Origin of the sequence: Undibacterium sp. 5I2 (genome assembly GCF_035019605.1) — a bacterium.
GTDB lineage: Bacteria > Pseudomonadota > Gammaproteobacteria > Burkholderiales > Burkholderiaceae_D > Undibacterium.
Genome location: NZ_JASJVS010000002.1, coordinates 51,892 through 76,115, shown reverse-complemented (window position 1 = coordinate 76,115; position 24,224 = coordinate 51,892). Strand labels below are relative to the sequence as shown.

Sequence of the window (24,224 nt, the reverse complement as noted above, 5' to 3'; positions counted from 1 at the left end):
CACAAGCAAAGCAGCGTAGTTCTGGCTGGCACACCGAAGGGTGCGTCAGCTGTTTTTTTTGTATGAACGTGGTAAATTGACAGGCCCTTGCCCCACATCACCTTAACCAGCGAGCAATCCTGATGAGTCACCGTTGCGCTTCCTGCTGCCGTCTTATCTGCGCCATCATCACGACACTCTGGCTCACAGCAGCGCTGGCCAGCGAAACAATACGTTATCCGCGTACCTCGACAAAAAATGACAGGCATGCGGACTACGTGCTGGAATTGCTCCAAGCCGCAATGAACAAGCTTCCGGGCAAGTACCATTTAGTCGCCAGCGAGCTCACTTATCCGCAAACACGCTTCATCAATGAAACCGCGTCAGCCAAGGGCAAGCTCGACCTCATCTGGACCATGACGACCGAGCAGCGTGAAGCCCAACTCATTCCCATCCGCATTCCCATCGACAAGGGTGCCTTGGGTTGGCGCATCGCTTTGTTGCGAAAAAACGATAAAGATTTGTTTAAGAATGTGAAATCGCTGGCAGATTTACAGCATTTCAGCGCGGGTCAGGTGCACGACTGGCCCGATACGGCAATTTTGCGCCACAGCGGCTTGCCTGTTAGTGTAGCCTCGTCCTATGAGCCGCTGTTCGCGATGCTGGCGGCCGCCCGTTTCGACTACTTTCCACGCGCTATTTTTGAGGTCTGGCAAGAATTCGATGAGCACCGCGAGCAAGGTATCGTCATCGACCAAGCTATCGTGCTGCACTACGACAGCGCCGAGTATTTTTTCGTCAGCCCGCGCCATGCGCAGTTCGCGGCGGATTTACGCACTGCTTTGGAGAGTCTGATAGTTAGTGGTGATTTTGATAAGCTATTTCAAAAATATTATCGCGATATCTTGTACAAAGCGAATATCCGACAAAGAAGCATTATCGAATTACCCAATCCCATGATTGCGCGCAACAAATTGCCGCTGAATCGCAGCGAACTTTGGGTGCAACCCTAAATTGGGAGGCAGAGGCGAATCAGACTAATGCCGTGCCGACACAAAACTCGGAATAGCGTTAAAATTGCGTTCCATACTTATGCAACACAGCAATTTCATGACCAATCCTCTTTCTGACCTGGCGATGACCCCACCGCAAACACGCGTAAAAAGCCTGGAAGGTATCAGCTTGGAGGCCATCTTGACCACCTTGTTGGAGCAGCATGGATGGTCGGTCTTGGCGCAAAGAATTCCGATTCGCTGTTTCGAACATGACCCCAGCATCAAGTCCAGCCTGCGCTTCCTGCGCAAGACCGCTTGGGCCAGAAGCAAGGTCGAACAATGGTATTTACAGAGCTGATTGAGCCGATTCGACCTGCGAGCATTCAAAAAATGGCTATGCCTGACAAAATTACTCAAGTTTGCTATACTTGACTAAATCGCTCAACAACTCAGCGTAAGCAGTCTTTTCCGCCTCAGGCAACTCGGAGCACACCATGCGCCTTACTACCAAAGGACGTTTCGCCGTCACGGCAATGATCGATCTGGCATTGCGCCAGGACAAAGGTCCTGTGACGCTGGCCGGCATCAGCCAACGGCAGGATATATCCTTGTCTTACCTCGAACAATTGTTCGGCAAATTACGTCGCCATGAAATCGTTGAATCGGTGCGTGGTCCGGGCGGTGGCTATCATTTAGCACGCAAAGCGCAGCAAGTCACGGTGGCCGACATCATCATCGCCGTTGACGAACAACTCGATGCCACTCAATGTGGCGGCAAAGGCAATTGCCACGGCACCGACCACATCAATGGCTTGCATTGCATGACCCACGATTTATGGGCGACGCTCAACGCCAAAATGGTTGATTACCTCGATTCCGTCTCTCTGCAGGACTTGGTCAATCAACAGAAACAAAAAGCCGCAGAAAACCAGATTGTGGTCATGCACCATGCGCATACCAGCCACATCGCCTCTTGATATTTGGAGTCCAGAATGAACGCACCATTGGAAAAAAGCTTGCTCGATACGCTCAAATCGCCGCACTTCCCGATTTACATGGATTACTCGGCCACCACGCCGGTCGATCCACGCGTCGCCGATAAAATGATTCCGTATTTGCGCGCGCAATTCGGCAATCCCGCTTCACGCAGCCATATGTATGGCTGGGATGCGGAAGCCGCGGTAGAAGAGGCGCGTGCTAACGTCGCCGCGCTGGTGCATGCTGATCCGCGCGAAATCGTCTGGACTTCCGGTGCCACCGAAAGTAATAACTTGGCACTCAAAGGCGCGGCGCATTTTTACCAAGCCAAGGGCAAGCACATCATCACCGTCAAAACCGAACACAAGGCCGTACTCGACACCGTGCGCGAACTCGAACGTCAAGGCTTTGAAGCGACTTACCTGCAACCGCAAGACAATGGTCTCATCACGATAGAACAATTGGCGGCGGCGATTCGTCCTGACACCATCTTGGTTTCGGTGATGTGGGTGAATAATGAAATCGGTGTAATTCAACCGATCGCTGAAATCGGCGAACTGTGCCGCAGCAAGGGCATCATTTTCCACTCCGACGCCGCGCAAGCAACCGGCAAGGTCGACATCGACCTCGAACAGATCAAGGTTGATTTGGTGTCATTCTCGGCACATAAATCCTACGGCCCGAAAGGCATCGGTGCTTTGTACATCCGCCGCAAACCGCGCGTGCGTTTGGAAGCGCAAATGCATGGTGGCGGTCATGAGCGCGGTTTCCGTTCCGGTACACTGGCACCGCATCAGTGCGTGGGCATGGGCGAAGCCTTCCGTTTGGCCAAGGAAGAAATGGACAGCGAACTCAGTCATGTGCGCGCCATGCGCGACCGCCTCGCGACCGGCTTGCAAGAAATCGAAGAAACCTATGTCAATGGCGACATGGCGCAGCGCGTGCCACACAATTTGAATGTCAGTTTCAATTATGTCGAAGGTGAATCCTTGATTATGGCGATCAAAGATATCGCCGTGTCGTCCGGTTCGGCCTGTACCTCGGCCAGCTTGGAGCCTTCCTATGTATTGCGCGCCCTCGGTCGCAGCGATGAATTGGCGCATAGTTCCATCCGTTTCACGATCGGTCGTTTCACTACCGAAGAAGACATCGATTTCACCATCAACCTGCTCAAAACCAAGGTTGAGAAGCTGCGCGCACTCTCGCCACTGTGGGATATGTACAAAGACGGCATCGATATTTCGAGCATACAGTGGGCCGCGCATTAAGCAGCGCAGCTGACACAAAACATGGTTCGCGCAGCGCGCGGACCTACCATCACACTATTGAGGAGCATTACCATGGCCTATTCAGATAAAGTTTTAGATCACTACGAAAATCCACGTAACGTCGGTGCCTTTGAAAAAGGTGACGACACGGTTGGCACCGGCATGGTCGGCGCACCAGCTTGCGGCGATGTCATGAAGTTGCAGATCAAAGTCAGTGCCGATGGCATCATCGAAGATGCTAAATTCAAAACCTACGGCTGCGGTTCGGCGATTGCTTCGTCGTCGCTGGTTACCGAATGGGTCAAGGGTAAAACGCTGGACCAGGCATTGGAAATCAAAAACACCGCCATCGCTGAAGAATTAGCCTTGCCACCGGTTAAAATTCACTGCTCGATTCTGGCTGAAGATGCGATCAAGGCAGCCGTGCTCGATTACAAAAACAAGCACAGCAGCGTCGCAGCATAAGTATTTTTGAAGGATCGACCATGGCTATTACACTGACAGAAAAAGCGGCGAAACACGTCACCCGTTATATGGAACGCCGCGGCAAAGGGATAGGCTTGCGCTTCGGCGTGCGCACTACCGGTTGCTCGGGCATGGCTTACAAACTCGAATATGTCGATGAAGTCGGCAGCGATGACGCCGTGTTCGAGTCGCATGGTGTGTCGGTATTTGTCGATCCGAAAAGCTTGCCCTACATTGACGGTACCGAGCTCGACTTTGCCCGCGAAGGTCTTAACGAAGGCTTTAAGTTCTACAACCCCAACGTCAAAGACGAATGTGGTTGTGGCGAGAGCTTCCGTATTTAAAAGGCGCGCATGCAAAACCATTTCGAGCTCTTTGCGCTGCCGGCGCGGTATGCTATCGACACGACACAACTCGAGCGCGCCTACCGCGAAGTGCAGAGCAAGGTACACCCGGATAAATTCGTGCAAAGCGGCGAAGCGGAAAAACGCGTAGCCATGCAATGGGCTACCCGCGCCAATGAAGCCTATCAAGTGCTGAAAAAACCGCTGCCGCGCGCGACTTATTTATGCCAGCTGCACGGTATTGATCTGCAAACCGAATCCAATACCAGCATGCCGGTGGCATTTTTAATCCAACAGATCGAATGGCGCGAAGCGTTTGACGACGCCCGTGCCGCCGCCGATACTGCGGCCTTGCACGCATTGGAAGCCGAGCTCACGACGAGCTTGAAAACCATGCTGGCGGCCTTGGCAAGCAGTTTCGATGACAGTAATTTCAGCGCCGCGACCGAACACATTCGTGCCTGCATGTTCATAGAAAAATTCCTCCAAGACATCGCCGCACTCGACGACTAACCCAGCGCATATTTTTTGCGTCAACCCGATGGCTCGCCATCCACGACATCACGATCATGGCATTACTGCAGATTTCAGAACCTGGCATGTCTACTGCCCCACATCAACACCGACTGGCGGTGGGCATAGACTTGGGCACTACCAATTCGCTCGTGGCTACGGTCCGCAACAGCATTCCCGAAATTTTGAACGATGAAGAAGGTCGCTCGCTGCTACCCTCGGTGGTGCGCTACTTGGCCAATGGTCATGCGCACATCGGCTTCAAAGCCCAAGCGGAACAAAGCAAAGACCCGAAAAATACCATCGTCTCGGTGAAGCGTTTCATGGGGCGCGGCCTCAAAGATATCGCCTATGCCGAAAACCTGCCGTATGATTTTCACGATGAACCGGGCATGGTGCAATTGAAGACCGTGGCCGGGCTCAAGAGTCCGGTCGAAATATCGGCGCAAATTTTGGCCACCCTGCGTCAGCAAGCTGAAGATGCCTTGGGCGACGATTTGGTCGGCGCGGTGATCACCGTACCGGCTTATTTTGATGATGCCCAGCGTCAGGCGACCAAAGATGCCGCCAAACTCGCTGGCATCAATGTGTTGCGACTGCTCAATGAGCCGACCGCAGCTGCGATCGCCTATGGGCTCGACAATGCCTCCGAAGGTACCTACGCCGTCTATGATTTGGGCGGCGGCACCTTCGATATTTCGGTACTGAAAATGAGCAAGGGCGTGTTCGAGGTGCTGGCCACCGGCGGCGATTCTGCGCTCGGCGGCGATGATTTCGACCACCGCTTGTTTTGTTGGATACTCGAGCAAGCCCATTTAGGCCCCTTGTCGCATGAAGACACCAGCATTTTGATGATCAAGGCGCGCGAGGCAAAAGAAATTCTCTCGTCCAAACCAAGCACATCGATTGATGCCAAACTCAATTCCGGCGAATCGGTGCATTTGCAAATCACGGCTGCCTTATTGGCCGAGATGACGCAGAACTTGGTCGTCAAAACCATGACGCCATGTCGCAAGGCCTTACGCGATGCCGGTTTAAGCGCCGATGACATCGATGGTGTCGTCTTGGTCGGCGGCGCTACGCGCATGCCGCATGTGCGTAAAGCCGTAGCAGAATTTTTCCAAACCACGCCGCTGGCCAATATCGATCCCGATAAAGTAGTCGCCTTGGGCGCGGCGATTCAAGCCAATCTCTTGGCCGGCAACCGTGCGCCCGGTGATGACTGGCTGTTGTTGGACGTGATTCCGCTCTCGCTCGGAGTCGAAACCATGGGTGGCCTGGCAGAAAAAGTCATCCCCCGCAATTCGACCATTCCATGTGCGCGCGCGCAAGAATTTACTACCTTCAAAGACGGCCAAACCGCACTGGCGATCCACATCGTCCAAGGTGAGCGCGAATTGGTGTCAGACTGCCGTTCCCTGGCACGCTTTGAATTGCGCGGCATTCCACCGATGGCGGCCGGTGCGGCGCGCATCCGCATCACGTATCAAGTCGATGCCGATGGCTTACTATCGGTCTCGGCACGCGAATTGCGCTCTGGAGTGGAAACGGCAATTACCGTCAAGCCATCTTACGGTTTGGTCGATGGCGATATTACACGGATGTTGCAAGATTCCTTCTCTTCGGCAGATAGCGATATGCAACAACGTGCGCTGCGCGAAGAGCAAGTCGAAGCAGAACGGATACTGCTGGCCACGCAGTCGGCACTGACGGCCGACCGACATTTGATTTCGGCACAGGAAGCGGCCACGATCGAAGCATTGATGGCCAGCGTGCGCCTCGCTATGCAAGACAGTGACCACAGAAATGTACAGAACGCCATCAGCGCACTGGCACAGGGCACGGATGAATTCGCCCAACGCCGCATGGACCAGAGTGTGCGCAGCGCGCTGGCCGGCAAAAAGCTCGATGAAATCGCCTGAAACGCCTGACACTTAACGGAAAAATTGACCCTACCATGCCAACAATAACCATCCTCCCCCACCCACAACTTTGCCCAAGCGGTGCCGTCATCGAGGCCGAAGAAGGCAAGTCGCTGTGCGAAGCCATGGTGGAACATGCTGTCGAAATCGAACATGCCTGCGAAATGTCGTGTGCCTGCACCACTTGTCACGTGGTCATCCGCGCCGGTTTAGCTTCACTCAATGCCTCCACTGAGGAAGAAGAAGACTTGCTCGACGCCGCCTGGGGCTTGGAAGTCAATTCGCGCCTGTCTTGCCAAGTCAAACTAGGTAAACAAGATATCACGATAGAAATTCCTAAATACACGATCAATCACGCCCGCGAAAATCATTGAGTCAATGCGCCGGAATGCCCCAGTTTTCCGGCGCTAATTTGGTGAGATTTCCCGACATATGTTGCAATTTAGCCATAAACTCAAGCATCGCTTGCCCTGACAGGTAAAACCTCTTAATATTTCTTGATTGCCTACAATTTGCCCTTAATCCGCACCGGATACTCCGGCACGAGGCCTCACCGGCCCCATGAGGTGTAGCACCCTACAGAACAGCGACGCTCGAGGATATTGCAATGCGGTTAAGAACGATTTTTCACACCACCCGCACACACATCTCGCTCAGGCTGGCGATTATTTTAGCGGTGGTATTCGGTCTAACCGTGCCGGCCGCAATTCTGATTCCGTATCATCTCAACAGCATAGAAATCGCTGCGCGCGCGCGCAACACCGAAGACCATCATCGTTTGGTTGATATTTTGTCGGTCATTTTGAGCGAACCTCTATGGCAAATCACACCGGAAATAGCCAATATTTCAAGCGAAGTGGTGTATTCCGACCCACGAGTGGCAACGATAGCAGTGATTACCCTGCCGGACCGCAAAGAATTCATCAAAAACAATGTGCGGCAAGCCAGCCAAAAGGGTCCGTTCACCAGTATGACGCGCCAGATCACCCATGGCGGGCAAGTGATAGGCGAAGTGACACTGACGCTGGCTGAAGATTTGCTACAAGAAAGCTTGCGTTCCGATTTCCGGCGCTATGTAACCACGGCGGTGCTATCGCTGTTCTTGGCGATTTTATTCATCCTGATGGTATTGCAGTGGCGCTTGGTCAAGCCGGTCAAGTTACTAATGGACCAATCAGACCGCCTCGCCAATGGCGAACTCAATGACCCGATTGCACTTGACCGGGAAGATGAGCTAGGCCATCTGGCGACCAGTTTGGAAGCGACGCGGCAAGCATTGAGACGCTCGTTCGGCGAACTGGAAATCAAAAATCAGCAATTGCTGGAATACTCAGGCACACTGGAATCGAAAGTCCGCCAACGCACGCAAGAACTGGAAAGCGTCAACACCAATCTCGAAGCCGCCTTACATAATGTCAACACCGCCCAAGCTGAACTGGCAAGGGTAGAACGCATGGCCGCCTTGGGTTCCATGGTGGCTGGCGTGGCGCATGAATTGAATACCCCCCTGGGCAACTGCCTGCTGGTCGCCAGTACCCTCGAAGAAGAAACGCGCCGCTTACTGCAAATGGTGGAAGACGGCCAAATGCGTCGTTCAGATTTGAACCGCTACGCCGCCACCGCGCTCGATTCCACCAAGCTACTGTTACGCGGCTTGCAACAGTCGGCGCATCTGGTCGGTGACTTCAAGCAGGTAGCGGTCGATCAATCAAGCGCACAACGTCGGCGCTTCGGCTTATTGGTAGTATTGCAAGAATTGAGCGCTCTGCTCCACTCCAGTCTGCGCAAGACCCCGTTCACCTTGGAACTTGACATTCCAGCCGAGATCGAACTCGATAGTTATCCTGGTTTGCTGGGCCAAGTATTTACCAATTTAGTCAATAATTCCGTCATCCATGGCTTGGAAGGTCGTAGTGAAGGACATATGCGCTGCTCGGCCAAGCAAAATGCCGACTATGTGATGATCACCTTCACCGATAACGGCAAAGGCATTCCTCCGGAAATCATCAATCGTATTTTTGAACCGTTTTTCACCACCAAATTCGGCCAAGGCGGCAGCGGTTTGGGTTTGAGCATTACTTTCAACATCATCGGCAATGTATTGGGTGGCAACATTCGCGTCATCAGTATGCCTGGGCAAGGAACGCGCTTTGAAATCAAGCTGCCGTTAATCGCTCCTGGCGACCGTGACAGCTCCGACCCCTTGCGCTCGCATCGATAGGCGGCGTGGTTTGAATTTGTAAAAAACAGATAAATTGAGCGCTTTTACGCCAGCGCAGCGCGCGAGCAAAAGGCGACATTAGGATATACTACGCCACATTTATTTTGCTCTGCGATTGCACAAATTAATACCATGCACCAATACCTAGATTTCATGCGTCACGTCCGTGACCACGGCAGCGTCAAGACCGACCGTACCGGTACCGGCACGTTGTCGACCTTCGGCTATCAAATGCGGTTTGACTTGAGCCAGGGCTTTCCGCTGGTAAGCACAAAAAAATTGCATTTGAAATCGATCGTGCATGAATTGATCTGGTTTTTGGCCGGTTCGACCAATATTGCTTATTTAAAAGAACATGGCGTCTCGATCTGGGATGCCTGGGCTGATGCGCAAGGTGAACTTGGCCCGGTATATGGCTCACAGTGGCGCAACTGGCCGACGCCGAACGGCGGCCACATCGACCAGATTACACAACTGATAAGCCAAATCAAGAGTAACCCCGATTCACGCCGCCTGATCGTATCGGCGTGGAATGTGGCCGACATTGAGCAAATGAAATTGCCGCCTTGTCATGCCCTATTCCAATTCTATGTTGCCGATGGTAAATTGTCTTGCCAGCTATATCAGCGCAGCGCCGATATTTTTCTCGGCGTGCCGTTCAATATTGCTTCCTATGCATTGCTCACCCACATGGTTGCGCAACAAACCGGACTGGCAGTCGGCGACTTCATCTGGACCGGTGGCGACTGCCATTTGTATGCCAATCATTTGGAACAAGTTGACTTGCAATTAAGCCGCAGTCCTTTACCGCTGACGCAATTGAAGATCGCGCGTCAGCCAGCTTCGATTTTTGATTATCGCTACGAAGACTTCGATTTCAGCGGCTATGAATTTCATCCGCACATCAAAGCCCCGGTCGCGGTGTAAGGGCACATGAGCATGTCCTCCATCACTCTGATCGTAGCGGTAGACCAACAGCGCGGAATCGGCATAGGGAATGCCATGCCTTGGCATTTGCCGGAAGATTTTGCCCATTTCAAGCGTACCACCAGCGGCCACCCCATCATTATGGGGCGCAAAACCTTTGAATCCATTGGCCGCCCCTTGCCGCAACGACGCAATATGGTCATCAGCCGTAACAGCGCTTGGCATGCCGAGGGTGTGGAAGTGTTCGCCAGTCTTGAAGCAGCCTGTGCCGCAGTGGCTGAGCAAGATAGTTTCATCATTGGCGGTGCCGACATTTACCGCCAAGCGATCGCCTTGGCCGACCGCTTGATTGTGACCGAAATCGCCGCCACCTATCCCTGCGATGCATTTTTTCCCGTCATCGACTTGTCCTACTGGCAGGTCGCGACGCGCGACCCGCACTATGCTGAGACACAAGATTTGCACTACCAATTTGTTACCTATACCAAAAAGTTTTAATTAATAAAACAATCCAACAGGGAAAATAATGTCCAGCGATGAATTTCACGTACATGGTCCGCATGACCACGAAGTTGAGCACGCAGCCGCGCACGGCAATAACGATTTCGCCGGACGGATCGCGGTCATGACTGCGATCTTGGCCACCGTCGGTGCCTTGTTCGGCTACGAGGGTGGTGCCACCCAAAACGATGCGGCCATGTTGAAGAATGATGCGGCGATCAGAAAGACCGAAGCCTCGAACCAGTGGAATTTTTACCAGTCCAAATCGAGCAAGCAAAACCTGGCTGAATTAGCCATGGTACTGCCTGGTGCTGACTCTGAAAAATACAAATCGGAAGTCGCGCGCTACAAGTCAGAAAAAGAAGACATTAAGAAGAAAGCGGAAGAGCTCGAAGCCCAATCGTCACATTTCGAAGAATTATCCGAACAAGCTTTGCACCAGCATCACCGCTGGGCGCAGGCAATGACGGCAATTCAGATCGCCATCTCGCTGGCAGCAATGACCTTGCTGACCAAAAAGAAGTGGCTGCAATTGACCTCCTACGGGGCGGCAGGCATCGGCGTTTTGCTGGCTGCGCTGGCCGCCTTACATATTTAAGAAAGCCTGAAGAAAGACCATCATGACAATTTATTTCCGCCTTGCCTTGGCTGCCGCCGCGCTCACCCTCAGTGCTGCGGCGTCAGCACAGACGTCGCAGTTCGTGCAAACGATTCCAGAATACTATCTGCCGAAAGACTTCAATTACTCGCTCGGCGCTGCTGCTATCTTCATGCCCAGCTATCAAGGTTCGAACGAGCGCCGCAAGGCGGTTTACCCCTTATTCGACGCGCACTGGAAGAACGGTTTTTTTCTCAGCACGGTCAACGGCCTCGGTTATAACTTTTCCAAAAGCGGCAATCTGCAGTATGGTTTGAGAATGTCGCTCGAAGGTGCGCGCGATGTCTCGCGCTCAAGTAAGTTACAAGGCTTGGGTGATGTCGCCACCACGATCGAGCCAGGTGCCTTTGCCAACTATCATATCAATCAGAATTATTCGCTGCTGACTTCGTTGCGCTACGGTTCCGGGGTAGATCATAATGGCCTGCAGGTCAGTTTTGGCGCCCGTGCGACCACTGAACTGAACGACAAGCATCGCCTGACCGCGACCGTCAGCGCGAACTGGGCGAATAGCCAATACATGCAGTCTTACTTCGGTGTCAACGCGACGCAATCACAAGCCAGCGGTTACACTCCATACACGCCATCGGCTGGTTTGACCGATGTTAAACTCGGTACCAGTTGGCACTGGACCATCGACACCAATTGGTCACTCACCACCGGTGCGACGATAAGCCGTTATAGTAACGATGTCAGTAAGAGTCCGTTCGTGTTCCAAAACAGTCCGGTCGTGGTTTATTCGGCAGCGAGTTACCGCTTCTGATCGACTTGCTGGCTGCACCGGAATGAAAAAAGTGAGCGCAGTGCTCACTTTTTTCATTCCGGCTGGCTCAGTGACAGAACTATGACTTGGCCACAGCCGGCATAAAAGTACAGATTTTTTTACATGACGCAGCACATATCTGAGAGAATTCGATTCTTTTAAAATTTCGGCGCGCAAGCGGTTGATGCAACTTGCCCAGGCGTCTCCCTTCCCAGAGCTTTTTGGAGACCACCATGAAATTCCGCTTCCCCATCGTCATCATTGATGAAGATTTCCGTTCCGAAAATACTTCGGGCCTCGGCATTCGCGCACTCGCCGATGCCATCGAGTCCGAAGGCATGGAAGTGCTCGGCGTAACCAGTTACGGCGACCTATCACAATTTGCCCAGCAACAGTCACGTGCCTCAGCCTTCATCTTGTCGATCGACGATGAAGAATTCGGCGGCGGCAGTGTGCTCGAAACCGATCATGCACTGAAATCACTGCGCGCCTTCGTCGAAGAGATACGCTATAAAAATGCCGATATCCCGATTTACCTGTACGGTGAAACGCGTACCTCGCGCCATATCCCGAACGATATCCTGCGCGAACTGCACGGTTTCATTCATATGTTTGAAGATACCCCGGAATTCGTCGCGCGCCACATCATCCGCGAAGCGCGCTCGTATCTGGATGGACTCTCACCGCCATTTTTCCGCGCCTTAGTCCATTATGCCAATGATGGCTCTTACTCATGGCATTGCCCTGGGCATTCCGGTGGCGTAGCCTTCCTGAAGTCACCGATCGGTCAAATGTTTCATCAATTCTTCGGTGAAAACATGCTGCGCGCCGACGTCTGCAATGCCGTCGAAGAACTCGGCCAATTGCTCGACCATACCGGTCCGGTCGCTGCGTCGGAACGCAATGCCGCGCGTATTTTTAATGCCGATCACTGTTACTTCGTCACCAACGGCACTTCGACTTCGAACAAAATGGTGTGGCACTCTACCGTCGCTCCGGGTGACATCGTGGTGGTCGACCGTAACTGCCATAAATCGATTCTGCACTCGATCATCATGTGCGGTGCCATTCCAGTGTTCCTGATGCCGACCCGTAATCATCTCGGCATCATCGGCCCGATCCCGCTCGAAGAGTTCAGCATGGAAAGCATCATGCGCAAGATCGAAGCCAATCCCTTCGCGCGCGAAGCGAAAAACAAAAAGCCGCGTATTTTGACTATTACCCAGTCAACCTATGACGGCGTGCTGTACAACGTCGAAGTACTGAAAGATTTGCTCGATGGTGAAATCGACACGCTGCACTTTGATGAGGCTTGGCTGCCGCATGCGACCTTTCACGATTTTTACAAAGATATGCATGCCATCGGCAAAGACCGTCCGCGCGCGAAAACATCGATGATTTTCTCGACCCAGTCGACGCATAAGTTACTCGCCGGGATTTCGCAAGCTTCGCAAATCCTGGTGCGCGAATCGGAAACCCGCAAGCTCGACCGCGACAGCTTCAACGAAGCTTATCTGATGCATACCTCAACCTCGCCACAATATTCGATCATCGCCTCGTGCGATGTCGCAGCGGCGATGATGGAAGCCCCAGGCGGCACGGCCTTGGTTGAAGAATCGATACTCGAAGCACTCGACTTCCGCCGCGCCATGCGCAAGATTGATGAAGAATGGGGCAAAGACTGGTGGTTTCAGGTATGGGGCCCGAATGAGTTCGCCGCTGATGGTATCGGTTCGCGCGAAGACTGGATTATCCGCGCCGAAGATGATTGGCACGGCTTCGGCAATCTGGCCGCCGGCTTTAATATGCTCGATCCTATCAAAGCCACCATTGTCACCCCGGGCTTGTCGCTCGAAGGTCAGTTCGGCGAAACCGGCATTCCGGCGTCTATCGTTACCAAATACTTGGCAGAACACGGTGTGATCGTGGAAAAATGCGGTCTCTACTCGTTCTTCATCATGTTTACCATCGGCATTACCAAGGGCCGTTGGAATACCTTGCTGACTGCACTGCAGCAGTTCAAAGATGACTACGATAAGAATCAGCCAATCTGGCGCATCCTGCCGGAATTCGCTGCCGCCAACCCGCGCTACGAAGGTCAGGGCCTGAAAGACCTGTGCCAAGGCATACATGCAGCTTACAAAGGCTATGATGTGGCGCGTTTGACGACGGAAATGTATTTGTCCGACATGCAGCCAGCCATGAAGCCATCGGATGCCTTCGCCATGATGGCGCATCGCGAAACTGAACGGGTCTCGATCGATGAACTCGAAGGTCGCGTTACGGCAATTTTGCTGACCCCTTACCCACCCGGCATTCCACTGCTGATTCCGGGTGAGCGCTTCAATCGCACCATCGTCGATTACCTGCGCTTCGTACGTGATTTCAATGAGCGCTTCCCTGGCTTTGAAACCGATTGCCACGGCTTGGTAAAGGCGGAAATCGATGGCAAACGCGGGTATTTCGTTGACTGTGTACGCGCCACTTCCGAGGGTGGTCGCTGAGCGCTCAAGCGCGTACAAGCTTAACATTTACACGCTGAACTAATGGATGGGAAAACAACAAGTTCTCCCATCCATTTTTTTGTCAAGCATTTCTTTTTCATCTGATTTATCATTTCATATCATTTGGCACAAGGCTCATCGGCGCCGCGAATTGGAGTACCATCGCAGCTCATAGCATCAATACAAGGCTCTGGTTTTATGATGGATAAACTCAATGAGTGACCTGCAAGGACTCATGTCACTCAAGCATGCTGACATTCTCGTCGGACAAACAATCAGCTGGCCGATTTACAATCAGGATGGTGCCATCCTGTTCGAGGCCGGCGTGCTGATTGAAGATCAGCGACAGCTCGAGCATTTGCTCGAAGTTGGTTATTGTGAAGCCGATTATCTGTGGGACAGCATCCCTGGCAAAATCGTCGCGCCGGTGCAAGCCGAGCCGGTGGCTGAAGTCAAAGCGAAACCTGCCGAAGAGATCAACAAAGAATCGGTTATCGAACTCGACAGTGTGCGTTGGACCGTCGGCGAAGTGTTTTATCTGCAAACCCACGACCAACAAGCGACGCGCTATACGGTGCGCTTGATCGGCTATGTCAAAAACAAATCTTTATTGGTGACCGCACCGACCATCGACGGCCGCGCGGTCAGCCTGCGCGAGGGGCAAACCTTCATCATCCGCGCCTTCCCTGGCAAGAAAGCCTATGCGTTTACAGCGGCATTGATCAAAAATGTCTACAGCCCGCACACTTACCTGCACCTCAGTTATCCCTCACAGGTGCGCTCGACCACAATACGCCAAGGGGCGCGGGCGGTAGTGAAAATCATCGCTTCCGTCACCATAGGCGCACCCGAACAAACCGCGACTGCCGTACTTGGCGATCTCAGCATGGGCGGCACCTCGGGCTTAATCAAGAAAGAACTCGGCCATAAGGGCGACACCGGCTTCATCAAGTTCAAAGTCAATGCCGCCGGCAGCGACGAATATTTATCCATCAAGGTGATGCTGCGTTCGCTGGCCGCCACCGAAAACGGCAAAGAGTTCCGTCATGGCTTTGAATTTGTCGATGTCTCGCCACAATCGAAACTGATCCTCTCGGCGTTTGTTCATCAAACCTTGGCCGAGATGGATTGAATCGACTGGGATGACTTCAGGTTTTAGGCAGGGTCACGCCTTGTTGACCTTGATATTTGCCGCCGCGATCTTTGTATGAGGTTTCGCAGACTTCGTCGCTTTCGAAGAACAACACTTGGGCGCAGCCTTCGCCAGCGTAAATTTTCGCCGGCAGCGGTGTGGTATTGGAAAACTCCAGCGTCACATAACCTTCCCATTCCGGTTCAAACGGGGTGACATTAACGATGATGCCACAGCGCGCATAGGTCGATTTCCCCAGGCAAATGGTCAGTACGCTGCGCGGGATACGGAAGTATTCCATGGTGCGTGCCAAGGCAAACGAGTTCGGTGGGATGATGCAGACATCGCCACGAAAATCGACGAAGGATTTTTCATCGAAGTTTTTCGGGTCGACAATGGTGCTGTTGATATTGGTGAAGATTTTGAATTCATCGGCACAACGGATATCGTAACCATACGAGGAGGTGCCGTAGCTGACGATGCACTGGCCATCGGCGCGTTCGCGTACCTGACCTGGCTCAAACGGTTCTATCATGCCGGTTTCGGCGGCCATGCGACGTATCCACTTATCTGATTTGATGCTCATTGCCATTCTCCTGCCCAATTAATCGTGCTTGCGATTTTACGCGAAATCGGCAGTCCAATCCGGCTTTATTCCCGCACAGGCAGGGGAGCCATAGGGGCGCGCAGCAGCAATCAACTCCTTATCTGGTGGAACCCAGGACGGCTAAAAAAAATTTGACGAGATAAATCTGTCTGTGTATTATTTAATTATGACTACAGTAACTAGCGATGGTTGAATGATGACTACGGTGACTAGCGAACTTTTAGACTCACGGCTTGAGACCATAGAAACACGGATAGATGGCAGGATATTGTCTTTAGAATCAAAAATCGACGCCAAATTTTCAAGCGTCGATGCAAAATTTGCGGAAATTCGCTCTGATATCCAAAAAAGCTCCGACATCTTGCGTGTAGAGATGCATAAAAATACCGCCGACATGATTAAATGGATGATCGCTACCGCGGCAGCACTGGGTGTTGCGATGATCACGGTCATGAGTTTTGCTCTCAATAATGCCAGGCCAAAGGCTACTGCGCAACAAGTCACTGAGCCAGTAACTTACCTCAGTCAAGCGGCGCAGCCGCTACCGGCGGCCACGCCGCAGCAAACCCCATCAATGCAGTAAGCGCAATCGCGCGCTTCGGCATTTTTTACGTCGCGCGCATTTCAGCCGCGGCCGTCTTGATGGCAGCACGAATCCGGTTATACGTACCACAGCGGCAGATATTTCCACTCATCGCCGCATCGATGGCGGCATCATCGGGCTGCGGATTACTGGCCAACAGCGCTGCCGCACTCATCAACTGACCGGACTGACAATAGCCGCACTGCGGCACATCATGCTTGATCCAAGCGCGCTGCAAGGCCTGGCCTTTAGTACCCGCCAAGGCTTCGATGGTGGCCACCTGATGACCGGCAGCGGCTTCCAGCGGTAACTGGCAACTGCGCACGGCAACACCATCGAGGTGCACGGTACAGGCACCACATAAGGCGGCACCGCAGCCGAATTTGGTACCGATCAGACCCAATTCATCGCGCAATACCCAGAGTAAGGGCGTATCGGCTTCGGATTGGCATTGGACTGCTGTGCCATTGACGTGCAGACTGGTGGTCATGAGATCTCCTGAGTAGCGTGACGGCCGGTGGCCGGCTGCGATTTATTTTTTGTACGAAGGGAAAAACAATTGCTGACCGTCGAGCTTGAAGCTGGCGATCTTACTCTGCCCTTCGGCCGAAGTGATCCACTCGATCAAGGCGCTGGCACCATGAAAATTGATGTCTTTGTATTTCGCCGGATTAACCGCAATGATACCGTAGGGATTGAACATCTTCGGATCGCCCTCGAGCAGCACGGCCAAGCCGGTCTTGGCTTTATAGGCAGCGAAGGTGGCACGATCGGTTAAGGTGTAGGCATCGAGTTGGGCTGCCATGGTCAATACTTCGCCCATACCAAGACCAGCCGAAATGTACGCACTGCCGCTCGGTTTGACGCCGGCCTGCTGCCAATACGCGCGCTCCATTTGATCGGTACCGGATTGATCGCCGCGCGAAACGAACTTTACTTTAGCGGCGACGAGCTTACGCAAACCGCTCATCAGTTCATGCTCGCCGCGCAAGCCGGCCGGGTCGGCGCTCGGGCCGACCAGAATGAAATCGTTGTACATCACATCGCGCCGATTGACCCCATGGCCGGCGGCGACGAATTGATCTTCGGCTGCGCGCGCATGGACCAAGGCGACATCGACGTCGCCATTCTTGGCCAACTCAAGTGCTTTGCCGGTACCGACAGAAATGACTTGTACCTTGATATGGGTGCTGGCTTCAAATGCCGGCAACAGCACCGTCAGCAAACCGGAATTGTCGGTACTGGTGGTAGTTGACAGGCGCACCACTTCGAGAGCGGAGGCGGCGCTGCTCCATGCCAGCAGCACCAAGGCGGAAAAAATAAGACGTTTCATCAGCATCACTCCTCAAATAGCTGTCTATTTTCGCACGGAAGCGCCTCAGCTCGCTGTGGTTGGCGCAAAACGCTGGACGCGGCGACCATCGATGTCGAGCATTTCAAAAAATACCGTTTTCGGTCGGGTCCACACTCGCCCATTAGCGCTGCGGTACACGATCACCGCGCTGAGATCAGCTTCTTGGGTCGCCTCACAGACAAACTCATAAATGCCGCCTTTGTAGTGACGAAAGCGCTGCCCGGCCAGCAAGGGTGCCGGGGTCGGGGTCGTCGCCGTCTCGGCGGCGGCGACGCTGACTCTGGACTGGTAATGCTTATTGAGGTAGTCATCGACTTTCGCCGCACTCAATTTATTCACCGCCACCAGCAAGTGTGGATCGACCGCGCTGGCGCGATACTGTTGTTGTAAGCGCTTGGCCACCGCCAGCAGCAATTGCGCCGCCACTTCGGCATCGGCTTCGGCCCGATGCGCCGTGCCGGCGAAGCGGATGCCGAGCGACTGCGCCAAGCGTCCCAAGGCATAGCTCGGCAAGCCAGGGAAAATGCGCCGCGCCAGCTTGACCGAACAAATCAAGCCGGTGTGACGCGTCGACAGACCCAGTCTGGCACTTTCGGCCAATAAAAATTTTTCATCAAAACTGGCATTGTGGGCCGCCAAGGCGTCGCTGCCGATGAAGTCAACGAGTTGTGGAATAACAACATCGGCTGGCGGTGCCTTTTGCACCATCTGTTGGGTAATCCCGGTCAATTCGGTGATGAAAGCCGGAATACGAACGCCACAATTGATCAGCGATACAAAGCGTTCCGTCACCACCCCGCCCTGTATGCGCAACGCCGCCACTTCGGTGACACGGGCCCCTTGATCCGGACTCATGCCGGAGGTTTCAAAATCGATCATTACTACAGGTTTTTCAAACATCGTCTCAATCCACGGTGTGCCGTCAAATTGCGCGGGCCATTCGGGCGCGGCGCTAAGCGTCAATTCAAAGGAAAATAACTTTTCATTTGACGGAACCAAATTAAAAAAATAGCATCATAAAATTCGCTGGTAAATTTCCTGCCAGCCATACGCTTTTCTGCGCGCAAAAACATCGAACCAAGCAAGCCCAGATGCCGTCGGCGCTGGCCTTAGTATGGCAGCAAGGGCGAGCGACGCAAAGCACCACCCCCTGCATTATCAGCGTAATCATGAAAAATTTCATACAAAGAAGATTCACACTGCCGGCCAACGATCTGTTTCACGATCATGTATACCGGCGCTTATGGAGCTCGATACTCATCAGCAGCTTCGGTGCGCAAATCACCATGCTGGCTTTGCCGCTGACGGCGGCAGTGATGTTACATGCGAGCGCGACGCAAATGGGTCTGCTGACCTTCATGGAAACGCTGCCGTTTGTCTTGCTCTCGCTACCGTCCGGTGTGTGGCTGGACCGCGTGCGCAAATTGCCCGTCTACGTGGCCGGCGAAAGCCTGATCGCGCTGGCCGTGCTCAGCGTGCCACTGGCGTGGTGGTTGGGCTGGGTAGGGATGGGCTGGTTGTATATGGTTGGCTTTCTGATCGGTTGTGTCAATACCGTCGCCGGAACAGCAGCGCAAATCGTCTTGACCCAGATTGTGCCGCGCGAGCGACTGGTCGAAGCCCATGCCAAAAATGCTCTGGCCAGTTCCGGTGCCGAAGTCGCCGGACCGGCCATGGCCGGCGCCTTGATCAAAATCTTGGGCGCACCGATCGCCCTGATTGCTGACGCCCTGCTACTGCTGAGCTCGGCCGTGATTCTACGCGGCATCCGTGTGCAAGAGACAACTCCAGCGCGCAGTGACAGCCATTTCTGGGGCGACCTGAAAGCCGGAGTCCAATTTGTTGCGCATAAGCCCTTGCTGATCGCGCTGGCCTGCACAGTTGGTGCCTGGCAATTTTTTTATAATGCCGCCTTGGTGGTGCAAATTCTGTTTGCCACGCGCGTGCTCGGCTTATCCGAGCAAGCGGTCGGTCTCAGTTATATGGGCATGGGTATGGGCACGATCGTGGCCAGTCTGTTCGGCTACCGCATCAGTCGCCAACTCGGACCTGGCCCTTGCATGGTGCTCGGCATCGGCCTGTGCGGGCTGGGCTGGAGTTTGGCGGCCGTCGCGCCGGCCGATGGCCGCGGGATTGCCGTGTTCGGCTTCATGCTGATGTGCTTCGCGACCGGCGGCGTGCTGATTTTCATCAATTTTCTGGCCTTGCGTCAAGCGGTGACGCCGGCACCCCTGCTCGGCCGCATGACCAGTACCATGCGCTGGCTCATCTTGATACCAGCCGGCCCCGGCGCACTCGCCGGTGGCTGGATCGGCCAGTATGCCGGCTTGCGCGCGGCGCTCGGGTTTGCCGGCGGCGGTGCCTTACTGCTAGCCCTGATCGCTTGGCATCATCCGGCGATACGCTCAATTCGCGTGCTGCCTGAGCTTAAATCTGATCCGGAAATGCCACAAAACTGATTTCTCGATTGCAAGTGTGTGATTAAAAGCGAGATAATGCCCGCTCTGTAATATATTAACGAGCGGGCACGGCACAACGCGGCACGCAAGCGGGTTCATGATCGCTACGGCAATGAATCTTTCGAGCATCAAACCAGGTCTTCCCATGTCAAACCCTCCATCCGAATCATTTCAACCGTATATACCGGCAGCGGCCCAACTGCCGGAGATGACGCCGCGCGCCTTGATTATGGGCGTCATCCTCGGGATGATTTTCGGCGCTTCCTCGCTGTATTTAGTGCTCAAAGTCGGTCTGACTGTAAGCGCATCGATTCCGGTCTCGGTAATCGCCATCACCTTGTTCCGGCTCTTCAACAAATTCGGTGCCAACGATTCCAGCATCCTCGAAAACAGTATCACGCAAACCGCCGGCTCGGCCGGTGAATCGCTGGCATTCGGCTTGGGCGTCACCATGCCTGCCATTATGATTCTCGGTTTCGACCTCGAGATATCGCGTGTGATGCTGGTCGGTTGCCTCGGCGGTTTGCTCGGTATCTTGCTGATGATCCCGCTGCGCCACACCATGATTGTAGCAAACCATGGTCAATTGAAATACCCGGAAGGCACGGCCTGCGCCGAAGTATTGAAAGCCGCCGCCACCGATGCTTCGCGTGCCGCTGCCGGTGAAAACAGCAATCCGCATGCGCAGGAAGATGCGAATCAGCGCGCCAAAATTATTTTCAAAGGCTTTGCCATCGGCTTGCTGTATAAAATCGTCAATGTCGCTCTGAAAGCTTGGAAAGACACGCCGGAAGTGGTGTTCGGTGCGCCGCTCAAGAGCGCTTCCTTGGGCGCGGAAATTTCCCCCGAGTTGCTTGGTGTCGGTTACATCATCGGCCCACGCATTGCCGCTGGCATGGCCGCCGGCGGGGTGATGTCGTACATGTTGCTGATCCCGTTGATCAAATTTTTCGGCGATTCGCTCAGCGTTCCACTGGCGCCGGCCACCAAGCTCATCAGCAGCATGGATCCGCATGATATTCGCAGCGCCTACGTGCTGTATATCGGTGCCGGTGCCGTCGCCACCGGCGGCTTGATCAGCTTGCTGCGCGCCTTGCCGACGATTTGGCGCAGCATGCGCAGCGGTTTGTCGGGTTTGCGCAAACAAAAAACTGCCCGCAACACGGCCATGCCGCGTACCGAACAGGATATTCCACTGAAGTGGGTGTTCATCGGCGTGCTGGCGATTATCGCCGTCATCACCTTCTCTGCCCCGCTGCACATGAATTTTCTCGGTGCGCTGCTGATCCTGTTGTTCGGTTTTTTATTTTCCACCGTCTCGTCCCGCTTGACCGGTGAAATCGGTTCTTCATCCAATCCGATTTCGGGCATGACCGTCGCCGCGCTGTTATTTACCTGTTTGATCTTCTTGTTGATGGGTTGGACCGGTGGGCAATACTACGTCACCGCCCTCTCGGTCGGGGCCATCGTCTGCATCGCCTGTAGCAATGCCGGCACCACCTCGCAAGATCTGAAGACCGGTTTTTTGGTCGGTTCCACCCCGCGTTTGCAGCAATATGCGATTCTGGCCGGTGCCTTGTCATCGGCCTTGATTCTTGGCCCTATCCTGTTGAAACTCAATGATGCCGGCACGGTGTATGTACCGATTGCTCAAATTGCCGCGGGCTTGCAAACCGATGCGGCGCGCTTAAGCGAAACGGCCGCTTTACAAGGCCCGCAAGCCGAAACCGACCATGCCGTGTATCGGGTCTGGCATAAAACCGATACGGTCGGCGCACCGGCCGGCAAATACTTGGTGGCTGCCGACGGCAACGTCGTGTACTTGGTCGATCCCGGCATCAACGGCAGTTACAAGCAACGTCCCGATGGCAGTGAAGTGACCAAGTACGACGCCCCTAAGGCAGTCTTGATGTCGTATATCATCAAAGGCATTCTCGACCGCCAGTTACCGTGGACCTTGGTGCTCTTCGGTGTGGTGATCGCGCTGATTCTGGAAATGGTCGGCATTCCTTCTCTCGGCTTTGCCGTCGGCGTGTATCTGCCCCTGTCGTCGTCGACACCGCTGTTCATCGGCGGCATGATACGTTGGTTGGTTGACCGCCGTAACAGCAAGCTGGCGCAATACCGCGATTTAAACCCGGAACAAATGCAAGCAGCCGGCGACCGCAGTGCCGGCGTGTTGCTGTCGTCCGGTTATATTGCCGGCGGGGCCTTGGCCGGGATTGTGATTGCGTTTTCCGCCGGGCTCCTGAGCCATGTCGATAAGGCACTGGAAACTTGGGCGCTGGCGCATAACCCTTTCTTCCAAGGCAGCCATGCCGATGCGCTCTCGATGATTCCGTATCTGCTCATCGCCGGCCTGTTGTACTGGGTCGGGCGCGAAAAAAATCGTGCTGCGTCGTAAGCACACAAAAAAGCAATAGCAGCAAACAATAAGCGGATGCGAGCCCAACTCGCATCCGCTTTTTTGATCCCGATTGGCCTTACAATGGCACACCTATCTATTTACCAGAAAAAGCATGAGCATCTCTCCTATTCTCGATTCTAAAAATCAAGCCGTCGCCGTCGGTGACATCGTGCGCGTGCTCAGCTTGAGCACCGCCTTCATCAAAAGCTTTCCGGAAGAGGAAAGAATACTGATCGAATCGATGGCCGGACAATTTTTTAAAGTCATCGCGCTCGATGAAGATGGCTACCCCTGCGTCATGCGCGAGTGGCATGATGAACACGGTATTTTGCAAACCCATGTAATCGGGCTTGATTCGGAAGAGATGGAAAAGATTTGAAGCTCGACCAGTGAGCGCAGCACTGGTCGCAACAGCCAGCGTTTACTGGATGTAATTGAACAGCGATAAACTCGAAATTTTCACAAACGACTGCTGGGCCGCTTGCAAAGTGGTTTGCTGCATAGTCAATTGGGTGATGGTTTTGGCGTAATCGATATCCTGTATCGATGACAAGCTCGCCTTGTAAGCCAAGTCAGTAGTGGCACCGGCATCGTCGAGGGTACTGATTTCCTTCATGCTCGAACCACCCTGAGCACGCGCGACGAGCACATTATTAATCGAGGCGTCGAGATTATTATTCGCCTGCATGAGAACTTTATTGAGATTACCGCGTCCGGTTGAATCAAGCACCGGGGTTTTAAGGGCATTGATCGCATCGGTCAGGGTTTCAAAAATATTCTGATTTCCCGGCTGTACCGTGAAATTATCCCCGGGTGCCGGCGCGGCGGCCAAGGTCACGCTGACGCCATCAAACTTCACCACTTGGGGTGTAGTCGCGCCGGTATACGGAGTACTCGGCACCACGAGGGCACCGGTCGTGGTGTTGGTGACGGTGAAATTGACACCGGTATTGTCGAATGCGATCTTATAGTTATTTCCAGTCAAACTGGCTGCCGTGGCCGGATCAACTACCGCGGCGGCCGTCGTCGTGCCGGTATTGGCGCTGCCGGAGACAATATTGAATTGATTGGCCGAGGTGCGGATATTGCCGAAAATTTGATCGCCGGGCGCACTCATGGGTATTTGGCGCGAGGTATCGACTTGTAAAGAACGCTGGCCTTGATCACCGTTATAGGTGGCACCGCCGGCGGTTTGTGTATAGGGCGCGGTGGTAGTCGAAAAACCGGAAAACAGATACGAGCCGGTGGCATCGGTGGAATTGGCTTGACTGAGCAGTGAGCTCAAGTTGCCCTGTAATTCGGTCGCCAGCGCGGCACGGTCGCTGTCGGCCAAGGTGCCGTTACCGGCATTGACGATCAGGGTCTTCACATTTTGCAAGGTGGTGGTGATATTACCGAGCACGCCGTCGGCAATGCCGAGATTATCATTGGCATATTGTCGATTGACGCCATACTGTTCGTTGATCGCCTGCGCTTGGGTGATCACCAAGGCGCGCGCCGAACCGATAGGGTCGTCGGCTGGCGACAAAATTTTCTTGCCCGATGCCGCTTGTTGCTGAGTACGATTGACGGCCGATTGCAAATCACTGATTTGCGAGCCGCCATTCTGAAACAGCATGCTGGTACTGATGCGCATAATAACCT

25 protein-coding genes are annotated in these 24,224 nt (G+C 53.9%); 20 read left to right on the top strand and 5 right to left on the bottom strand.

Features of this window, described 5'->3' with window-relative positions:
- The first annotated feature begins 122 nt into the window (after positions 1-122).
- The 16 genes from QN359_RS01275 to QN359_RS01200 all read left to right on the top strand — a co-directional run bounded on the left by QN359_RS01275 (position 123) and on the right by QN359_RS01200 (position 15,170).
- Complete coding sequence (locus tag QN359_RS01275) at positions 123-992, top strand: transporter substrate-binding domain-containing protein (protein WP_322248001.1); 870 nt, start codon at positions 123-125, stop codon at positions 990-992.
- Between the two features lie 97 nt (positions 993-1,089).
- Complete coding sequence (locus tag QN359_RS01270; protein WP_322248000.1) at positions 1,090-1,332, top strand: VF530 family protein; 243 nt, start codon at positions 1,090-1,092, stop codon at positions 1,330-1,332.
- A 136-nt stretch (positions 1,333-1,468) separates the two neighbouring features.
- Positions 1,469-1,951 (top strand): Fe-S cluster assembly transcriptional regulator IscR, encoded by a 483-nt coding sequence (gene iscR, locus QN359_RS01265; protein WP_322247999.1) that lies wholly within the window; start codon positions 1,469-1,471, stop codon positions 1,949-1,951.
- 15 nt (positions 1,952-1,966) lie between these two features.
- Positions 1,967-3,220, top strand: coding sequence for an IscS subfamily cysteine desulfurase (locus tag QN359_RS01260; RefSeq protein WP_322247998.1), 1,254 nt, complete (start codon positions 1,967-1,969; stop codon positions 3,218-3,220).
- Between the two features lie 72 nt (positions 3,221-3,292).
- Entirely contained in the window at positions 3,293-3,685 is a 393-nt protein-coding gene (gene iscU, locus QN359_RS01255; protein ID WP_322247997.1) for a Fe-S cluster assembly scaffold IscU, read from the top strand.
- A gap of 20 nt (positions 3,686-3,705) precedes the next feature.
- The gene (iscA, locus tag QN359_RS01250) at positions 3,706-4,029 is read left to right on the top strand and encodes an iron-sulfur cluster assembly protein IscA (RefSeq protein WP_322247996.1); all 324 of its coding nucleotides are present in this window, start codon (positions 3,706-3,708) and stop codon (positions 4,027-4,029) included.
- A gap of 9 nt (positions 4,030-4,038) precedes the next feature.
- A complete protein-coding gene (gene hscB / locus QN359_RS01245) occupies positions 4,039-4,542 on the top strand; it encodes a Fe-S protein assembly co-chaperone HscB (RefSeq protein WP_322247995.1) in 504 nt (167 codons plus the stop codon).
- Positions 4,543-4,598: 56 nt separating this feature from the next.
- On the top strand, positions 4,599-6,464 hold the full coding sequence (hscA, locus tag QN359_RS01240; protein WP_322247994.1) for a Fe-S protein assembly chaperone HscA: 1,866 nt from the start codon (positions 4,599-4,601) through the stop codon (positions 6,462-6,464).
- Between the two features lie 35 nt (positions 6,465-6,499).
- Positions 6,500-6,838: an ISC system 2Fe-2S type ferredoxin gene (gene fdx, locus QN359_RS01235; RefSeq protein WP_322247993.1), complete on the top strand. Its 339-nt coding sequence runs from the start codon at positions 6,500-6,502 to the stop codon at positions 6,836-6,838.
- A gap of 233 nt (positions 6,839-7,071) precedes the next feature.
- Positions 7,072-8,685, top strand: coding sequence for a sensor histidine kinase (locus QN359_RS01230; protein ID WP_322247992.1), 1,614 nt, complete (start codon positions 7,072-7,074; stop codon positions 8,683-8,685).
- Positions 8,686-8,817: 132 nt separating this feature from the next.
- Positions 8,818-9,612: a thymidylate synthase gene (locus QN359_RS01225; RefSeq protein ID WP_322247991.1), complete on the top strand. Its 795-nt coding sequence runs from the start codon at positions 8,818-8,820 to the stop codon at positions 9,610-9,612.
- 12 nt (positions 9,613-9,624) lie between these two features.
- Positions 9,625-10,110, top strand: a complete 486-nt coding sequence (locus tag QN359_RS01220) for a dihydrofolate reductase (RefSeq protein WP_322247990.1) — start codon at positions 9,625-9,627, stop codon at positions 10,108-10,110.
- A 28-nt stretch (positions 10,111-10,138) separates the two neighbouring features.
- Entirely contained in the window at positions 10,139-10,711 is a 573-nt protein-coding gene (locus QN359_RS01215) for a DUF4337 domain-containing protein (RefSeq protein WP_322247989.1), read from the top strand.
- A 22-nt stretch (positions 10,712-10,733) separates the two neighbouring features.
- Positions 10,734-11,534, top strand: a complete 801-nt coding sequence (locus QN359_RS01210) for a MipA/OmpV family protein (protein ID WP_322247988.1) — start codon at positions 10,734-10,736, stop codon at positions 11,532-11,534.
- A 233-nt stretch (positions 11,535-11,767) separates the two neighbouring features.
- The gene (locus tag QN359_RS01205) at positions 11,768-14,038 is read left to right on the top strand and encodes an arginine/lysine/ornithine decarboxylase (RefSeq protein ID WP_322247987.1); all 2,271 of its coding nucleotides are present in this window, start codon (positions 11,768-11,770) and stop codon (positions 14,036-14,038) included.
- 214 nt (positions 14,039-14,252) lie between these two features.
- Positions 14,253-15,170, top strand: coding sequence for a flagellar brake protein (locus QN359_RS01200; protein WP_322247986.1), 918 nt, complete (start codon positions 14,253-14,255; stop codon positions 15,168-15,170).
- Positions 15,171-15,186: 16 nt separating this feature from the next.
- Here the strand turns inward: QN359_RS01200 and dcd are convergent, their stop codons facing one another.
- On the bottom strand, positions 15,187-15,756 hold the full coding sequence (gene dcd / locus QN359_RS01195; protein ID WP_322247985.1) for a dCTP deaminase: 570 nt from the start codon (positions 15,754-15,756) through the stop codon (positions 15,187-15,189).
- A 214-nt stretch (positions 15,757-15,970) separates the two neighbouring features.
- On the opposite strand from dcd, the gene QN359_RS01190 reads away from it, so the two are divergent.
- Positions 15,971-16,360, top strand: a complete 390-nt coding sequence (locus QN359_RS01190) for a hypothetical protein (RefSeq protein WP_323493174.1) — start codon at positions 15,971-15,973, stop codon at positions 16,358-16,360.
- A 25-nt stretch (positions 16,361-16,385) separates the two neighbouring features.
- Here QN359_RS01190 and QN359_RS01185 read toward each other — a convergent pair whose 3' ends face one another.
- From QN359_RS01185 to QN359_RS01175, 3 genes are read right to left on the bottom strand one after another with little or no spacing between them, the layout of a single operon-like run.
- The gene (locus QN359_RS01185; RefSeq protein ID WP_322247983.1) at positions 16,386-16,850 is read right to left on the bottom strand and encodes a (2Fe-2S)-binding protein; all 465 of its coding nucleotides are present in this window, start codon (positions 16,848-16,850) and stop codon (positions 16,386-16,388) included.
- A gap of 42 nt (positions 16,851-16,892) precedes the next feature.
- Positions 16,893-17,693: a substrate-binding domain-containing protein gene (locus QN359_RS01180; RefSeq protein ID WP_322247982.1), complete on the bottom strand. Its 801-nt coding sequence runs from the start codon at positions 17,691-17,693 to the stop codon at positions 16,893-16,895.
- 45 nt (positions 17,694-17,738) lie between these two features.
- Positions 17,739-18,614, bottom strand: a complete 876-nt coding sequence (locus tag QN359_RS01175; protein WP_322247981.1) for a DUF1653 domain-containing protein — start codon at positions 18,612-18,614, stop codon at positions 17,739-17,741.
- A gap of 269 nt (positions 18,615-18,883) precedes the next feature.
- On the opposite strand from QN359_RS01175, the gene QN359_RS01170 reads away from it, so the two are divergent.
- From QN359_RS01170 to QN359_RS01160, 3 genes are all read left to right on the top strand, one after another.
- Complete coding sequence (locus QN359_RS01170; protein ID WP_322247980.1) at positions 18,884-20,173, top strand: MFS transporter; 1,290 nt, start codon at positions 18,884-18,886, stop codon at positions 20,171-20,173.
- 145 nt (positions 20,174-20,318) lie between these two features.
- Positions 20,319-22,577: an OPT family oligopeptide transporter gene (locus QN359_RS01165; RefSeq protein WP_322247979.1), complete on the top strand. Its 2,259-nt coding sequence runs from the start codon at positions 20,319-20,321 to the stop codon at positions 22,575-22,577.
- A gap of 115 nt (positions 22,578-22,692) precedes the next feature.
- Positions 22,693-22,959: a hypothetical protein gene (locus QN359_RS01160; RefSeq protein WP_322247978.1), complete on the top strand. Its 267-nt coding sequence runs from the start codon at positions 22,693-22,695 to the stop codon at positions 22,957-22,959.
- Positions 22,960-23,001: 42 nt separating this feature from the next.
- Here the strand turns inward: QN359_RS01160 and flgL are convergent, their stop codons facing one another.
- Complete coding sequence (flgL, locus tag QN359_RS01155) at positions 23,002-24,216, bottom strand: flagellar hook-associated protein FlgL (protein WP_322247977.1); 1,215 nt, start codon at positions 24,214-24,216, stop codon at positions 23,002-23,004.
- Between the last annotated feature and the right edge of the window lie 8 nt (positions 24,217-24,224).